Source organism: Acinetobacter brisouii CIP 110357, from assembly GCF_000488275.1.
Lineage (GTDB): Bacteria > Pseudomonadota > Gammaproteobacteria > Pseudomonadales > Moraxellaceae > Acinetobacter > Acinetobacter brisouii.
Map to the genome: position 1 here is coordinate 478438 of NZ_KI530762.1, position 16274 is coordinate 494711.

Here is a 16274-nt window from a genome sequence, read left to right on the forward strand (position 1 = left end):
GCAAATAGATATTGGGGTAACGAAGTATCAAAGGTGTTATGGCAACCTATAATTATTGCTATAACACCAAAATAATTACATGATTTTATTATTTTTTATGGTGTGATGCCTTTCATTATATTTTATTGATTCCGTTTGGTATTACCGCCATTTTTGGCTTTGGGGTGACGGCATATTTTATCTATGGCTGTTTGGATGTAGTCACTATCCATTTCGGGATAATGTTCTGCTATCCATGATTTTACAGTACTTTGTTTGGGTGGTGGTTGATTACTATCAGGATCATAGCTTATCCAAAACTCATTAACAACGCCCTGAATAGCTTCTAATGCTGGAGTTGTATAAGTTGGTTCAGGCAATAAAATAATGTTGTTATGGTCTATTAGTTCAGGCTGTTGATATACGGTTTGTTGAACATTGATAATGTTTTGCTGCTGTATTTCAAAATACCCATTTTTTCTTAGCCATTTATGCAACTCATCCCTATGAATTTTTGTTTCATTTGCAACTATTGAGCTAGTGTCATCAAGGCTTATTTTGGCTTGCTCCACTGTTTCATTCCAACAATTGTCATTGTAGTCAGAGCGTTCAACTCGTATTAATGGTGATTTAATTTCTTGTGTGCAAATAGCTTCTATTAGTGACCTTATTAACATTAGAGCATGTTGCCAATTTATAGGTTTTTCATTAAGTAATTTTTGGCGAAGCTCATAATCAGCAAGATGATTATATTCGCAAGGTTCAAGCCCAGCAGTTAATAAACTAGCCTCGGCAATAGAAAATAACTTAATGGTATTCCAATGTCCTAAATCGGGATTGCCTCTTTTATTATGTAATTCTTTTAATGTAGCCATTTCGCCTCCCACAGCAGCCCCAAATAAACTGCTAAGCCAATCGGATTGGGTGTCCGACTTTCGCCCCGTCAGGCTAGGCTTAGCAAAATCATCATAATTTATATTTATTCATATTGCTGCATATAAAGCTAATTAGTGCGACTAATGTTGTCGCTATGCTTTCTTAAATTGAATGACCGTATCATCTGCCAATTGTTCTAAATGGTCGGCGTACCATTGCATTAAATGCTTACGGTCATTGAGATACTGAGCTTTATTATATACGCCTGCCACGCCGTCTTTCACGTGGGCTAAAGCTGCCTCGATGTGCCGTTCATCAAAGCCCTTGTTATTGAGTAAGGTACTGGCAATGTGTCTAAAGCCGTGAGGGGTTTGCCTGCCTTCATAGCCTAAGCGCCGTAATGCCATAATAAAAACAGTATCTGATTTGGGCTTATTCGGATTAGAGCGGCTAGGAAAGAGATATTCAGATTCACCACGAATGGACTTTAATTCATTGAGTAAATTAACCGCTTGAGTCGGTAATGGAATGATATGTTCACGGCGTTTCTTCATCCGTTCTTCGGGGATATTCCAAAGCCCTTCATCAAGATCAAATTCATGCCATTGAGCTTCCCTTAATTCACTGGGGCGACAAAACAACATCGTAAGTAGTTTTAACCCGATGCGAATGTCAGGAGTAGGGTAGTTATCTATGGCTCTCAATAATGGTGGTAGCTCTTTTTCATCAACATGCGCCATATTCTCTTTTTTGCCTGACTCTAGGAATTTATGCAGCCCCTCAAGTGGGTTGTAGTCAATGCGTCCAGTGACTTTGGCATAGTCGTAAATATCACGGCACATGGTGCGAATACGCTTCACCTGTTCATAGATTTTATGTTCTTGTTGGATGCCTTTTAAATGTTCCATCCATTCAATCGGGCGAATGGATACAAAGAGCCGTTTACCAAAAGTAGGGTAGATATGTTTTTCTAATGCACCTCTGTTTCGGGTCAATGTATCGGCAACCCATGTATTTTGTTTGGTGTCTATCCATTCTTTAGCCAGTGCTTCAAAGGTGGCGTTATTTTCTTCGAGTTCTTTTGCTTTGCGTTCTTGCTTGGTAATGATTGGATTTTCACCTTTGCCAATATCGGCAATTAACTCTTGGGCTTTCTTACGTGCTAATTCCCCACCTATTTGAGGATAGCCACCTAAGCCTAGCCATGCCCATTTACCATTGGGCTTCTTGTATCTGAGTTGCCATGACTTATTACCATTCTTTTGGACAAAGAAATATAAGCCATTACCGTCTAGCTCTCGATAGTCCTTATCCTCTGATTCAAGATTAGATAAGGTAGTATCCGACATTGGGCGTTTTTTAATTTGGCTTCTTTTCATTTTTCTTGTATCACTGCGGTTTCAATAAAAACTCAATGATACAAGGAGTGATACATGGTGAGCAATGGTATATACAGTTATGATTCGTTATGTACAGGCAAGAAAAAAGGCTTAAACCCTTTAGATTTAAGCCTTTCCAACTTATACATCGTCATATTACGGCATATAAATTTAAGTATATGGTGGAGATGGCGGGAGTTGAACCCGCGTCCGCCAGCATTACGCTCGAGAATACTACATGCTTAGATATCGTCTATTGTTTTAACATTAAGTGACCCGACGAACAGGGTACAAAACGCGATCCTCTTAGTTTGGTATAAAGCCCCGAGGCTTGGCTTTATACGGACTTGTGTGCGTGCGCTTCAGTCGGACTCTCTAACCACAAGTATTCGGAGAGGCGGACAAGCTGCCCTTAGGCAGCTAGAGCGTATGATTCGTCGTTTGCGACTAAAAAATGCAAATTTGATTTACGAGAGAAAATGCGCTCTCGGCATGCATCTATGAGTTTCATCACCAGCGTCGAAGCCAAGAACATCCCCATGATGATCGGTGAATTATAACATAACAATCGAAGAACTGATAATTTTTATTATATTCAGCCATCCTTGCATCATGATCAGTACTCGATTTATTACAGAAAATCGATTGGAAAAATAATAATTACGTTATAATATAACAAATATTAAGGCGTTTTTATTGCCAAATTTTTATGATTTATTTAGAGGCGAATAAATTGTGAAAAGAGGTTGAAAATGAAAACACTTCTCATTTATTATATTGAGACTTAATCGTTCAACTCGATAGTTGTGATTTGTCTATCACGATAAGTCATACGCCACAGGTTATAGTTGTGTTATGAGTCATTCTCCTGCATTGAATTTAGATCCTCATCCTAGTGATCGTATGAAAAAGAAAATACTTGCGACATTTATTGCCGTTGTGGTTGGACATATCGGCGTATTTTGGGCGTTGGGTCAAATGAAAATTCAGGATTTAAAGCCAGTTCATAAACCACCACTACAAGTACGTTTTGTTAAAATTCAACAACCTTCCAAGCCATTGCCTCCAAAACAAAAAGAAAAACCAAAGCCACAGGAAAAACCAAAAGAGGTCAAGGAAGTTAAAATTGTTGAAAAACAGCTGCCTCCACCACCTAAAAAAGTTGAAAAAATTCAACAGGTCAAGACTCAAGCACCAAAGCATGCTGTAGAGCAACCTGTTGTAAAAGCTCCACCTGCACCTGTAGTCACCACGACAAAATCTGCGATTACTAAATCTGCACCACAGCCTGCACCACAACCGGTTGCACCACAGCCCAGCGCTCCTATTGCTGATCCATCACCAAAAACGGTGAGTATTGGGGGAGGCTCTGGTGTTGAATGGAAATATGGGACAGATAGGATTACACGTGGCTTAAATGAAGTTGTAGAAGATTTTTTAAACAGTAATACTGACGATAGCCTAAAAGGTACTTTTGTCATAAAGCTAAGAATACATGCAACGGCAAAAGGTACGATCACTGATGTTGAAATTATTAAGTCATCAGGAAATAGTAAGTTGGATCAAATGGTGAAACGTTATATTTCAAGACAGAGCTTTAAGCCTTATGCGCATGATTTTATTGCACCTCAACCTTTTGCATTAAATCTGAATTAAATTTACGGCTAATTTATGAAATCAGGAGTTCGAGCATGAACTTTTCAATCTACTGGCAAAATGCCGATGCAGTAAGTAAAACGCTGTATTTTGTACTCATTGTAATGTCGATTACAACGTGGACGGTTTTTGCTTTACGTTTAATGGGTACACGTCACCTTAAACAACAAGCATATGCTCAACTCGAACAAGCGTTGACCAAGCTTAAAGCTAAACTTGCACCTTTGGCATTTGATCAGCGTAAAGCAGTTGCCGAACAAGCTTTACTGCGTCAAATTTCTGAAGAAAAAACTTCAGCAGAAAAAGGTGTTGCTGTTCTGGGAACAATTGCTTCAATCGCACCATTTGTAGGACTATTTGGTACAGTTTGGGGAATTTTTCACGCGTTAGCGGCTGTTGGTCGTAGTGGGCAAGCTGGTTTGGCACAGGTTGCAACGCCAGTGGGCGAAGCACTGATCATGACAGGGCTAGGGCTTGGGGTTGCGATTCCTGCGGTACTTGCATATAACATTTGTGTCCGTGCTAACCGTGCTTTAGCCCATGCGCTACAAGACAAAGCACATACTTTGCTGATTGACACCATGTTGCAACAAGATTCTGCGACACAAAGCAATACTGCAAATGCTGCCAAAACAGCTCAACAAAATTATGCTGGAGGTCAGGCATAATGGCTTTTCAATTGGGTGAAGATCACGATACTGGCATGAATGAGATGAACCTCATTCCGCTAATCGATATTATGCTGGTGTTGATGATTATTTTCTTGGTGACAGCAACCGTTGCGAATCCATCGATTCCTTTGACTTTACCCAAGACCACAGCGCAAATCACCACACCTCCACCTCATGCAATTACCATCAGTATTAATGCTAAAGGTGAAGTGGCATGGAATGATCAAATGATCAGTTTAGATGATTTGTCTCAGCGTTTTCATGCTGCAGGTCAACAAGCACAAAAACCAACTGTACAATTACGTGCTGATAAACAATCACGCTACGATACAGTGGCACAAGTCATGTCACGTGCCAGCGAAGCTGGGTTGAGTGATATTGCTTTTGTCAGTGAAAACTAAATCATGCTGAGATAAAAAAGCGACATTGAAGTCGCTTTTTTTTATGCTTTGAGCAAACCTTGAAACTTGCTACGTAATTTATTTAATTTTGGGGGAATTGCAAAATTGCAGTAGCCTTGGCTTGGATTTTTAGCATAGTAATTTTGATGATAATCTTCGGCAGCATAGAAAACTGGTGCAGCCGTTAATTCGGTCACCACTTGAACACCTTCTGCTTTGAGCTCATCAATAAACTGTTTAGCTTGCTGTTTTTGCTCATTATTATAGTAGTAAATCACTGAACGATATTGTGTACCAATATCATTGCCCTGACGGTTTAAGGTCGTTGGATCATGTGTTGCAAAAAATACAGTCAATAAATCAGTGTAACGGACTTGTTCTTCATCAAAGTCAATTTTTACGACTTCCGCATGTCCAGTATTGCCACTGCATACTGCTTCATAGCTTGGTTCAACAAGATGACCACCTGCATAACCACTGGTTACCTGTATAACACCGCGTAACTGTAAAAAAACGGCTTCTACACACCAGAAACAGCCACCACCAAATAACGCCTGTTGCATATCTAGATCCTTAAATGAACTTAAAAATTAGTGATTTTGAGAATGTAATTCCATAATTACATGGTTAGATTGATCTTTTAATTTTAAGATTTGTTTTTCTACACTAAAGCTTGTCACTTTTGCTAATGCTAAATGAAATTGATCACTGATTTGCATATTGCCTACACACATCATTTTCGTTGATGCCAGAGGGCTTAAGTGCAAATGATTGCCTTGCAACTGATAACTCCCAAAAAATCGGTTACAGCCATCGCTACCTTTAACCTGTTGGCTATTCGCATCAAAACTTAAAGAGGGTTGATGAGCGAGTTCATCAGCAGAGAGAGCATGTCCTTGAATATGTGTGACTTGCCAAATCACTTGCTTTGCTTGAAGCTCCTGCTGCTGTTGTGAAAGACTTGCTGAAGGTTGGTAAGGTAAGCTTGAACATGCTGAAATGACACCCAAGCTGGTAAAAAGAGTCAATAAAATAAGTTTTTTCATTACAGTAGTTTAATCCTATTTAAGCTGTTTTTTTAAGTATATTTTTTAAAAATGCGACTAAAAAGTATTATATGAGATGAATTATGTTTATAAAAAGTAAAATGTGACACAGGTACTATAATTTACATTTCACATGAATTGTTTACAAAAATCTTAAAAAGTGTGATTTATGTGTTGATTTGTATCGTTTTGTTATAATAGACTGAATCATATTGAAAACAAAGATCTTAAAAAGGAATGATTTTTATGAAAAAAAGTACAATTTTGATTGGGGCATTAGCAGCAGCAATTACCGTTCCTGCTTTAGCTGCGGATGGCGTGTTAAAAGATGCTTATGTATCTGCAAAAGTAGGTTTGAATATTACAGACTTAAATGCTGATAAATTAAAATCTAACAATTCAACAGTATCGTATGATTTATCTTCAGATGATAAACAAAATTTAGCCACTGGTGCGATTGCTTTTGGTTGGAACTTGGAACCAAGTTTACATGTACCAGTACGTACAGAACTTGAATATTCAGCGCAACAAGATCATCAATTTGACAGTAAACATGTATTGGGAAGCAATCCTGTTGTTACTGTTTATCTTAAAGATGCAGTTAAGCTTCAACAACAGTCAGTGATGTGGAATACCTACTTTGACTGGAAAAACACAACCAAATTCACGCCTTATTTTGCAGTTGGTGTAGGTGCAACGAGTATTCATACAAAGGGTACACTTTCTTTGAATCAGGATTGGAATGAAGTTGGTACTAGTGGCACTTGGCAGCAAAATATTGCTAAAACTTCAAAAACAACTACGAATTTTGTGTGGTCTGTGGGTGTAGGTACCTCTTACGCAATTACTCCAAATCTAGCAGCTGATTTTTCTTATAAATATATCGACTCAGGTAAGTTAAAACAGTATTACAATGACTTTGAAACTGATGTTGAATCAAGTTATAACTTACGTGCGCACAACCTTGCATTGGGTCTACGTTACTCATTCTAATTTGAGTTTATAGCATCTAGAAGTAAAAGAGGAACAAATTGATTTGTTCCTCTTTTTTTGACTTATTTTGTATAAGTTGCAAACTCAAAAGCAACACCTGATTGTTCATCGACATGTTTTTCACTACAAACCTTATGAAATTCATCTGGAATTTCAGGGTAGTAGGCATCACCTTGTACATCAAGCTCAACATGAGTTAGCTCTAAACGATCTGCAATTTTCATGGTTTGAGTAAAAATTTCCCCACCACCAATCACAAAAATACTTTCAGGTTTTTCGCTTGCAGCCACATCGGTCAGCGCTTGAGCCAATGCATCTTCAATGCTATGTGCGACTTTAACCTTGTCAAAAGACCATGATGTATCGCGAGTAATCACCCAATTCACACGTTTAGGTAAGGCGCGCCCCATGGACTCGAGGGTTTTACGCCCCATCACGACCACACCACCTTGAGTGATAGCTTTAAAGTGTTTTAAATCTGCGGAAATATGCCAAGGCAGAGCATTGCCTTTACCAATACAGCGTTGTTGATCCATCGCTACGACATGGACGATTTCGATTCCTTGAAAACTCATACAGCCACCGGTGCTTTAATTGCAGAATGTGATTGATAATTAACAATTTCGATATCTTCAAATTTGAATTCAAAAATATCTTTAACATCAGGGTTGAGCTTAAGCTGACACAGTGGTAATGGTTCACGTGTTAACTGTAGGCGAGCTTGTTCAAAATGGTTGGCATATAAATGCGTATCGCCACCAGTCCAGACAAAGTCACCAACACCTAGACCACAGACTTGAGCCACCATATGGGTCAGTAGGGCATAGCTGGCAATATTAAATGGCACGCCCAGAAACACGTCGGCACTACGCTGATACAACTGGCAAGACAGTTTGCCATCTTGTACAAAGAACTGGAACAATGTGTGACATGGCGGTAAAGCGACTTGTCCAGCTTCTTGCGGATTCCAGCCTGAAACAATCAGGCGACGCGAATTTGGATTGGTTTTGATTTCATTAATTAACCACTGAATCTGGTCAAAGCCATCTTTTTGGTAGCTGCCATCGGTATTTTTAGTCGCGCCAAAGTTACGCCATTGATGTCCGTACACAGGGCCGAGTTCACCTTCAGGGCGACCAAAACGTGCAGTTTGTTCTGCTGTTGCCCACTCGTCCCAAATGGTGACTTTGTTGTTTTGTAAGTACTGGACGTTGGTATCGCCTTTTAAAAACCACAACAGTTCAATCGCAATCGAGCGGAAATGAACTTTTTTGGTGGTCAGTAAGGGAAATCCTTGATTGAGGTCAAAACGCATTTGATGACCAAATACAGAACGCGTCCCTGTCCCTGTACGGTCGCCTTTGTCGCCGCCGTTGTCCAGAATGTGCTGTAGTAGATCAAGATACGCTTTCATAAAATTCCTATAGAGCTGAAATGTTACGACCTGATGTGTCGTACTGTGGCAGGTTGAGGATTTTACCCTAATATAGAACCTTGAATAATGTTTTTTAGCAAAAATGCCGACGACTCTATCATACTGATCATATCAAAAACCGATGCCAATAACATTGGGCGATTCCTGATTTAATCAGTCAAAGCGTTTCGCTCGATTTTGATAAATCGACATAATAAATAGGCCTAAGATCATAAAACCCAGTCCTTGACCGAGCCATGCCCAAAGCGCATTACTCGGTTGTAAACCAAGTGCAGTCAAACCGCCTAGAGGTAAAATCCAGACCAGTAATTTGGTATACGGGCGGCGCGCAGCAAATTGGTAAATCAAATGCATAAAAACCCCAACAGCAACACAGATTCCGACCCAAATAGAAGGTAGAGCCGACACTTTGGATAGGAGCATTGTCATTACACAAATGGCGATGGTGATCATGAGTTTAACGTTGCGGGTACAGCGTTCAGAATACCAAAATTGCAGCATAATTAAGATTCAGTTGAAGTAGGTTTTGACAAACGTGCCAGTGGTGAAAAAATAAAAACACTCAGTGCCATAAAAGCCAGCCCTTGAATGCCTAAAATCAGTAAATCATCCATAGTTTTCATAAACAGCACTGCCAAAATCAGTGCGAGTGGAATCCATGTAAACACACGAAATAAAAAACGGCTGGGGTCATTTTTTGCAATTTGCAAACGCGCATAACGACAAATCAAAAACACCAATCCTGTACCTGTAAACATCAGAATCACCGCAGAGGGTAGTGGTTTATACAGATATAGACCCACAGCGATTGCAATCGTAAGTAATAAAATTAGAATTTTACGCGCAAGTGTGGTGGTGGGTTCAAACCAGAATTCGAGCATATTGTGTGGAAAAAATGACGAAGGATATGCCGCACTTTAGCATAAAAAAAGGGACTTTCGTCCCTGATCGTATGATGTGACGGTGCTTTTATTTATTGACTGTCCAATCATAAACTTTGCGTTTATAGGCAAAGGCTAAGAGCAGTAATCCCGCAATAATCATTGGGAAAGAGAGCATTTGCCCTTTGGTCACCCAACCAAACAGGATAAAGCCTTGATCTGCATCGGGTTCACGGAAAAATTCCATAAAGAAGCGCGACAAACCATACCCCATAAGAAACAGGGCAGATACCGCCATGCGTGGGCGTGGCTTGCTGCTAAACCACCATAAAATAATAAATAACAATAAACCTTCACACAGGGCTTGGTAAATTTGCGAAGGATGGCGCACCAGATGTAATGGGTCAGTTGGGAAAATCATACCAAATGGATAATTGGGATCGGTCACAGGGCGACCATATAATTCACCGCCAATAAAGTTACCAATTCGTCCAAACATTAACCCTGTCGGGACACAAGGCGCAATAAAGTCCATGGTTTGAAACCAGGTTTTTTGGTATTTTTTACACCACAGCAGCATGGCGACCATCACACCAATAAAACCGCCGTGGAAGCTCATACCACCTGTCCACACCTGAAACAACCAAGTTGGGTTAGCGAGAAATTTATCAAATTCATAGAACAACACATAACCGACCCGACCACCGAGCACGACACCTAAAGCACCATAAAAAACCAGATCAGATACCATCTCGGCTGTCCAGTCGGTACGTTGTTTTGCCCGATAGTTGGCAAGTCCCCATGCACATAAAAATGCCAAGAGGTACATTAATCCATACCAGTGTACTTTGAGCGGGCCAAGCTCAATCGCAATTGGATTGATGTTGGGATAGGTCAGCATGACTATTCCTTTCATTTCTGTATGTTTGGCAAGATTCTAGCCGATAAACCTTAAAAATGTTGTACATTCAATGTGTAAAGATACAAAGGATCTGTTATGTGTATTGTGGCGCTGGCATGGCAAGTGGTGGAAGGTTTACCTATATGTTTATTGTCCAATCGGGATGAGTTCTATATCCGCCCAACCCAGTCCTTACGACACTGGCAACATAGTCCGATTATCGCAGGGCAGGACTTGCAGTCGGGTGGAACATGGATGGGCATCACCGAAACGGGGCGCTGGGCAGTAATCACCAATTATCGGGATGCTTCAGATCAGCGAACTTATCCGACTTCACGCGGTGAAATTGTGGCAGATTATTTGGCATTAGATTTACCACCGATTCGTTTTGCCCAGCAACTGGAGCAACGACAGCAAGATTACGCAGGGTTTAACCTGATTGTGGGTGATCGGCAACAAGCCGTATATATGAGCAATCGAGGGGAAGCACCACAGGTATTGGCACATGGTGTGTATGTGATGTCCAATGGCCTCATGTCGGAGCATTGGGCGAAAAACCAGCATTTGCGTCAGCGTTTTGTACAAGAATTTTTGCCACTCTTGGCTTTGCCTGATGTATCCGAATCAGACTTGCAACAGGTGGCTTGGGACATATTGGAAGATCAGCGCCAGCGCTTGCCTGAACAGTTGCCACAGACAGGCATTGCTCGGGAACTGGAACAACTGCTGTCCTCGACTTTTATTGCCAGCCCCAACTACGGCACGCGCTGTTCTAATTTTTTGCGCTGTTTTCAGCAGCATGCGGTCTGGTTGGAAAAAACTCAACAAGGGCCACAGCAAGGAAAGATTCAACGTATCGAGTTTAGCTACTCTGGTTGAGTCGGCTTGATGAAATTTTCTGGACAGGAAATGATTTTTATAGACTGAAATCGCTGTCATCAATAAGGATATTGACGATGATGTGGGGAAAAATCGCGCTTGCGATGAGTGCATTTGCAGCCAATTCAATTTTCTGTCGTTTGGCATTAGCAGACCGAATGATTGATCCATACAGTTTTAGCATGATTCGGATTGTCAGTGGAGTACTGGCACTGGCAGTCTTGCTGCGTTCAGTAGAAAAACTTAAACCCCAGCGCGAAAACTGGAAAGGCGGGTTGTGCTTAACAGGCTACATCTTGGCATTTTCAGTTGCTTATATGCAACTTGATGCAGGTTTAGGCGCATTGCTGCTGTTTGGCACAGTGCAAATTTCGATGGCACTGTATGCAGTGTATAACGGTGAAAAAGTCACGTGGTTCAGAGGAATGGGCTTATCGGTTGCTTTTTTAGGTATTTTGCTGCTCTTTTTGCCTGCGACGCATGCACCGTCTTTATTTTATGCTTTCATGATGATATTGGCGGGGTTAAGCTGGGCTGGATATAGCCTGATTGGAATGTCAACAGCCCAACCTATGATAATGACTTATAACAACTTTATTTGGGCAGTACCGATTTGCCTGCTCTTGAGTTTAGTCAGTATGCCCAATCTGTATATTCACTGGAATGGTCTGGCTTTAGCCATCATTTCTGGCGCATTCACCTCAAGTCTGGCGTATGTACTCTGGTATGATTTACTGAAACATCTTGATCGCATGACCGCAAGCACCTTGCAGTTGAGTGTCCCGTGTTTAGCATTGCTGGCAGGCGTGATTTTTCTCAATGAAACTTTGAGTTTGCGCATGCTGTTTGCCACAATTATGGTCTTGAGTGGTATCGGTCTGCTGATTTTTGCAGGGCGTAAAATCGCTGTGGTACAGCACATCGCTAAAAATGACTAAGTTTCTCCAACGTTTGTGCAGGAGTAGATATTTATTCTAATCAGAATGCTAGATTTGCTTTTATTGGAACTTTCCAGTAATTTCAGAAAGTGCTTTTATCGACACCGGGGCATAAAACACACAGAATAAGGAGATCAGGGTGAGTCTACTTTTACCAACATTGGCATTTATATTGGGTTGGCTCACCGCATCATGGAAATCTGCTGAAGCGCTGAAAGTATTTTGCTCTCGTATTCTGGCCCGATTTTTTATCCCTTTTGTGATTATTTACAACATGGTTTACTACCAGACAGGTAGTTTAAGCCTGATGCTGTTTAGCTTTAGCTCAGCTTTCTTGGTGTATCTGGGTTTTGTTTATTTCTTTAAAGATCGGCTCATTGCTCTCTGCGCCAGTTATGTCAATTTAGCATGGCTGGGTTTTCCATTTGCCTTGGCGATTTTTGGGCATCAGATCAGTTCTGCCATGATTGCGCTCTATATTGGCGGTTCATTGTTTGGCAATATTTGGGCGGTTTCTGCGGTCAGTTCAGCACCGCAAAATACAGCCAGTTTAATGAAAAAAGTGTCGTTATCGCCACCAGTGATTGCTCTAATCATTTCAGCGATTTTGCGTTTATTACACGTACAAAACTTTCAAGAACCGAACTGGGTGTTACATTTGTATCAGTTTGCCAAAGTGGGCATGGTGTTCACTGGTATGTGTGTACTGGGGATGTGGCTTAGGCATACTCAAGTGGCAAAAGCTGATCTGTGGCATAGCGTTCGTGTGATGCTACCGAAGTTGGTATTTGGGGGAGTCATTTGTAGTGTAAGTTATTACTTCATTCCCGTTGAAGCTTTTAAAGAATATATCGGGTTGATGTTCTTTTTATTTTGTTTACCCCCAGCAGCGAATATTGTGGCGCTTGAAACCCATTATCAGGGCACAGGCTACTCGGCACGTTACATTGCGGCAGGAACGATTGTCAGTATTGGTATAATTTTACTTTATGGACTTGTGTGGCGGTTACTCAAGGGTTAAATCTGAGCTTAACCCCTGAATTGATTGGTGATTTAAATTTGAGTCAGGCTTTGGCGGAACAGTTGCATAGCTTGACCACGGTGACTGATCTGGTTTTTTTCGGCTTTACTCAGTTCAGCACTACTTTTGCCAAGTTCTGGTAACCAGAATAATGGGTCGTAACCAAAGCCATTTTCACCACGTACAGCATCTAAAATTTCACCTGTCCAGATGCCTTGGAAAATTTTCGGTAAAGGATCTTCGGCATGTTCAACCAGAGCCAGTACACAGACAAACATGCCTTCAATGGCTTGACCTTCTTGGCGAAATGCTTGTAAATCTTCGAGTAATTTTTGGTTATTGGCAGCATCATTGCCATGCTCACCTGCATAACGAGCAGAGTAAATCCCAGGTGCGCCGCCGAGTATAGGCACACAAATGCCTGAATCATCCGCCAAGGCTGGTTTACCTGAAATTTTTGCAGCATGGCGCGCTTTAATAATGGCATTTTCCACAAAACTTAAGCCATCTTCGACCGCATCTTCAATATTTAGGCGGCCTTGAGGAATAATTTCAACAGGCAAATTAAGTTGTTGAAAGAGTGTTTCAAATTCGGCAACTTTGCCTTTGTTGTTGCTTGCAAGTACCAATTGACCCGCATTGAGCCATGAAGGGGTAGACATAATCAATCATCAAAATTTAGCAAAACATGGGCAGAATTATGCCGAGTTTGCCGATGAAAAACAAAAGATAATATGAAAGGAAAAAGATCAGGCAAAGCGTAGGGGAGTTTGCGTAGAATCACAGGGCATTCGGATTATCCCTGTGATTCGTTTCAAGCATTATTGTGCTTGAATCCATTTGTCAGCGCGGTCAACTGCCTGACGAATTTGTTCAGGCGTTAAGTTGGCTGCCAAAGCAGTTTTCTTGGTTTGTGACATATCAATCACTTTATTGTCTAACATACCGTCACGGGTTGAAAGTTCGTACCATTGGTATGCATTAACATAGTTTTTATTGTGTTCTTCAATGAGTGCCAAGTTGAAGCTGGCACGATTGTCACCGTGGCTGGCTGCTTTTTCAAGGTATTGGCGCCCCAATTTTTCATTTTGACTGGTACCAATGCCTTCAACCAACATACGACCGACATTGAGTTGAGCTGCAGAAACCCCCTGATCAGCTGCTTTTTTATACCAAGTAAATGCCTGTTTTGGGTCTTTAGAAACTTCACGACCATATTGATAACGGGTTGCAACATAAAACTGTGCTGCTGCTTGACCTGCTTTCGCTTCATTTAGTAATTCGTTAAAGCTCATGGTCGAATAACGCGCGGCCAAAGCCGATGTTGATTGCTGTGATGGTAGGTAATCAGCATGAACCTGAGTACTTAAAATACCAAACAAAATGGTGCTAAAGAATACTTTTTTCATAGGGCGCTTACTCGATAAATTGCGACTTCACCAAACAAATTTGGAATATGTTTACTGAGTAAACTATCTTGTTGATTCCCATTTACGGCGAGTCGATTAATAATCCTAATCTGATTTTCAGCACACAGTGCTTCAAAATCACGGAAAGTACATAAATGAATATTCGGCGTGTTGTACCACATGTAAGGTAATGTTTCCGAAACGGGCATCATTCCTTTAAGTGCAAGAAAAGAGCGAGTCTTCCAATGCGCGAAGTTTGGAAAAGTAATAATTGCCTGTTTGCCCACACGCACCATATCTCTTAAAAGAACATCAGGCGCATCAACCGATTGCAACGCCTGTGCCATAACAACATAGTCAAAAGACTGATCGGCAAAGCGGTGTAAACCTAGATTGAGGTCTTGTTGTATAATATTTAACCCCCGACTGATCGCAATTGCAATCTTTTCTTGGTCGATTTCTAGTCCGTAGGCACGAATTTGATGCTTTTTACTCATATGAGCCAAAAGCTCACCATCACCACAACCCAGATCAAGCACACTTGAACCTGGTTTGATCCATTTTTCTGCGAGTTGCTGATCTAAACGCATTACACGGTCTCCTGTGGGGTACTTGCCAGATGTTCTTCACCACCTAAGAAAGCTCGAAGGGTTTTAACATACAGTGGAATCGGGAACAAGAACGAGTCATGACCTTGTTCAGCCTCAATATCGAGGTAGCTGACAGGCTTGTGATTGGTGATGAGAGCATTGACAATTTCCTGAGAACGCGCAGGACTAAATCGCCAGTCGGTGGTAAAGGACACTACCAGGAAACGGCACTGTGTATTTGCCATAGCTTTGGTCAATGAAGATTCATATTCACGCGAAGGATCAAAGTAATCTAATGCTTTGGTCATAATCAGGTAGGTATTGGCATCGAAGTTACGACTAAACTGCTCACCCTGATAACGCAAATAACTTTCGACCTGAAATTCGACATCGAAACCATACATAAATTTGCCTGACTTCAAGTCACGACCAAATTTCTGTTTCATGGCTTCTTCAGATAAATAGGTAATATGCCCGACCATACGCGCCAAAATCAGACCACGTTTCGGGTAGCTGTCATGCTCTAGATAGCGCCCATGATGAAAATCTGGATCAGATAAAATAGACTGACGTGCAACTTCATTAAAGGCAATATTTTGCGCTGAAAGTTTTGGGGCACTGGCAATAATGACACAGTTTTTTAAGCGATCTGGATAATCCACAGACCATTGTAACGCTTGCATACCGCCTAAAGAGCCACCAATAATGGCATACCAAACTGAAATACCTAAACGGTCAGACAGCATGGCCTGAGTTTTGACCCAGTCCCGAACCGTGACTAATGGAAAATCTGGACCATACGGTAGATTGTCATTTTCGGGGTTAGGAGAAACAGGGCCTGTTGAACCATTGCAACCTCCAATATTGTTCAGTGCAATGACACAAAACTTGTTGGTATCAATTGCTTTGCCTGGCCCGATACAGGCATCCCACCAGCCTGCTTTTTTATCATCTTCATGATGATAACCAGCAGCATGATGATGACCAGAGAGTGCATGGCAAATCAAAATTGCATTGGATTTTTCCGCATTTAACGTACCATAAGTTTCAACCATAAGATCAAAACGAGGTAAGATTCGACCACATTCCAGTTGGAGTGGTTGTTCGAATTGGTACTTTTGCGGGACGACCAAACCTACAGAGTCAGCTGAAAAAGACACGAGTGCAAATCGCCTTATATTTTGGAATTATGAAAAAATAAAAGGATACCAACTTGGGT

The 16274-nt window shown here is 41.1% G+C and carries 20 protein-coding genes and 1 other RNA gene; 7 read left to right on the forward strand and 14 right to left on the reverse strand.

Features of this window, described 5'->3' with window-relative positions:
* Nucleotides 1–122: 122 nt before the first annotated feature.
* From P255_RS02295 to ssrA, 3 genes are all read right to left on the reverse strand, one after another.
* Entirely contained in the window at nt 123–854 is a 732-nt protein-coding gene (locus P255_RS02295; protein ID WP_004903222.1) for a hypothetical protein, read from the reverse strand.
* A 153-nt stretch (nt 855–1007) separates the two neighbouring features.
* Nucleotides 1008–2234, reverse strand: coding sequence for a tyrosine-type recombinase/integrase (locus tag P255_RS02300; RefSeq protein ID WP_004903223.1), 1227 nt, complete (start codon nt 2232–2234; stop codon nt 1008–1010).
* A 180-nt stretch (nt 2235–2414) separates the two neighbouring features.
* Nucleotides 2415–2773: a transfer-messenger RNA gene (gene ssrA, locus P255_RS15150) on the reverse strand.
* Between the two features lie 316 nt (nt 2774–3089).
* Between ssrA and P255_RS02310 the strand changes: the two genes are divergently transcribed.
* The 3 genes from P255_RS02310 to P255_RS02320 are packed head-to-tail and all read left to right on the forward strand — an operon-like array spanning nt 3090 to nt 4962.
* Nucleotides 3090–3890 (forward strand): TonB family protein, encoded by an 801-nt coding sequence (locus P255_RS02310; RefSeq protein ID WP_004903227.1) that lies wholly within the window; start codon nt 3090–3092, stop codon nt 3888–3890.
* Between the two features lie 35 nt (nt 3891–3925).
* Nucleotides 3926–4558: a MotA/TolQ/ExbB proton channel family protein gene (locus P255_RS02315; protein ID WP_004903229.1), complete on the forward strand. Its 633-nt coding sequence runs from the start codon at nt 3926–3928 to the stop codon at nt 4556–4558.
* A complete protein-coding gene (locus tag P255_RS02320; protein WP_004903231.1) occupies nt 4558–4962 on the forward strand; it encodes an ExbD/TolR family protein in 405 nt (134 codons plus the stop codon). Before P255_RS02315 ends, P255_RS02320 begins: the two co-directional genes overlap by 1 nt.
* A gap of 41 nt (nt 4963–5003) precedes the next feature.
* Here P255_RS02320 and msrA read toward each other — a convergent pair whose 3' ends face one another.
* A complete protein-coding gene (gene msrA / locus P255_RS02325; protein ID WP_004903234.1) occupies nt 5004–5525 on the reverse strand; it encodes a peptide-methionine (S)-S-oxide reductase MsrA in 522 nt (173 codons plus the stop codon).
* Nucleotides 5526–5552: 27 nt separating this feature from the next.
* On the reverse strand, nt 5553–6008 hold the full coding sequence (locus tag P255_RS02330; RefSeq protein WP_004903236.1) for an META domain-containing protein: 456 nt from the start codon (nt 6006–6008) through the stop codon (nt 5553–5555).
* A gap of 246 nt (nt 6009–6254) precedes the next feature.
* On the opposite strand from P255_RS02330, the gene P255_RS02335 reads away from it, so the two are divergent.
* The gene (locus tag P255_RS02335; protein ID WP_004903238.1) at nt 6255–7001 is read left to right on the forward strand and encodes an outer membrane protein; all 747 of its coding nucleotides are present in this window, start codon (nt 6255–6257) and stop codon (nt 6999–7001) included.
* Nucleotides 7002–7063: 62 nt separating this feature from the next.
* Here the strand turns inward: P255_RS02335 and P255_RS02340 are convergent, their stop codons facing one another.
* From P255_RS02340 to lgt, 5 genes are all read right to left on the reverse strand, one after another.
* Nucleotides 7064–7576: a dihydrofolate reductase gene (locus P255_RS02340; protein WP_004903240.1), complete on the reverse strand. Its 513-nt coding sequence runs from the start codon at nt 7574–7576 to the stop codon at nt 7064–7066.
* Nucleotides 7573–8415, reverse strand: a complete 843-nt coding sequence (gene thyA / locus P255_RS02345) for a thymidylate synthase (RefSeq protein ID WP_004903242.1) — start codon at nt 8413–8415, stop codon at nt 7573–7575. Before thyA ends, P255_RS02340 begins: the two co-directional genes overlap by 4 nt.
* Before the next feature lie 174 nt (nt 8416–8589).
* Nucleotides 8590–8937: a hypothetical protein gene (locus P255_RS02350; RefSeq protein WP_004903246.1), complete on the reverse strand. Its 348-nt coding sequence runs from the start codon at nt 8935–8937 to the stop codon at nt 8590–8592.
* Nucleotides 8938–8939: 2 nt separating this feature from the next.
* On the reverse strand, nt 8940–9317 hold the full coding sequence (locus P255_RS02355; RefSeq protein WP_004903247.1) for a hypothetical protein: 378 nt from the start codon (nt 9315–9317) through the stop codon (nt 8940–8942).
* Between the two features lie 88 nt (nt 9318–9405).
* Nucleotides 9406–10218: a prolipoprotein diacylglyceryl transferase gene (gene lgt, locus P255_RS02360; RefSeq protein ID WP_004903248.1), complete on the reverse strand. Its 813-nt coding sequence runs from the start codon at nt 10216–10218 to the stop codon at nt 9406–9408.
* Between the two features lie 96 nt (nt 10219–10314).
* On the opposite strand from lgt, the gene P255_RS02365 reads away from it, so the two are divergent.
* The 3 genes from P255_RS02365 (at nt 10315) to P255_RS02375 (ending at nt 13056) form a co-directional block, all read left to right on the forward strand.
* Nucleotides 10315–11097, forward strand: a complete 783-nt coding sequence (locus tag P255_RS02365) for an NRDE family protein (RefSeq protein ID WP_004903249.1) — start codon at nt 10315–10317, stop codon at nt 11095–11097.
* Between the two features lie 77 nt (nt 11098–11174).
* Nucleotides 11175–12035, forward strand: a complete 861-nt coding sequence (locus tag P255_RS02370; RefSeq protein ID WP_004903250.1) for a DMT family transporter — start codon at nt 11175–11177, stop codon at nt 12033–12035.
* A gap of 139 nt (nt 12036–12174) precedes the next feature.
* Nucleotides 12175–13056 (forward strand): AEC family transporter, encoded by an 882-nt coding sequence (locus P255_RS02375; protein ID WP_004903251.1) that lies wholly within the window; start codon nt 12175–12177, stop codon nt 13054–13056.
* 32 nt (nt 13057–13088) lie between these two features.
* Here P255_RS02375 and rdgB read toward each other — a convergent pair whose 3' ends face one another.
* The 4 genes from rdgB to metX form a co-directional block, all read right to left on the reverse strand.
* Nucleotides 13089–13718: an RdgB/HAM1 family non-canonical purine NTP pyrophosphatase gene (rdgB, locus tag P255_RS02380; RefSeq protein ID WP_004903252.1), complete on the reverse strand. Its 630-nt coding sequence runs from the start codon at nt 13716–13718 to the stop codon at nt 13089–13091.
* 159 nt (nt 13719–13877) lie between these two features.
* Nucleotides 13878–14465, reverse strand: coding sequence for a tetratricopeptide repeat protein (locus tag P255_RS02385; protein WP_004903253.1), 588 nt, complete (start codon nt 14463–14465; stop codon nt 13878–13880).
* On the reverse strand, nt 14462–15055 hold the full coding sequence (metW, locus tag P255_RS02390; RefSeq protein WP_004903255.1) for a methionine biosynthesis protein MetW: 594 nt from the start codon (nt 15053–15055) through the stop codon (nt 14462–14464). Before metW ends, P255_RS02385 begins: the two co-directional genes overlap by 4 nt.
* Nucleotides 15055–16215 carry a homoserine O-succinyltransferase MetX gene (gene metX, locus P255_RS02395; RefSeq protein WP_004903256.1) on the reverse strand — a complete coding sequence of 387 codons (1161 nt, stop codon included), beginning with the start codon at nt 16213–16215 and terminating at the stop codon, nt 15055–15057. Before metX ends, metW begins: the two co-directional genes overlap by 1 nt.
* Between the last annotated feature and the right edge of the window lie 59 nt (nt 16216–16274).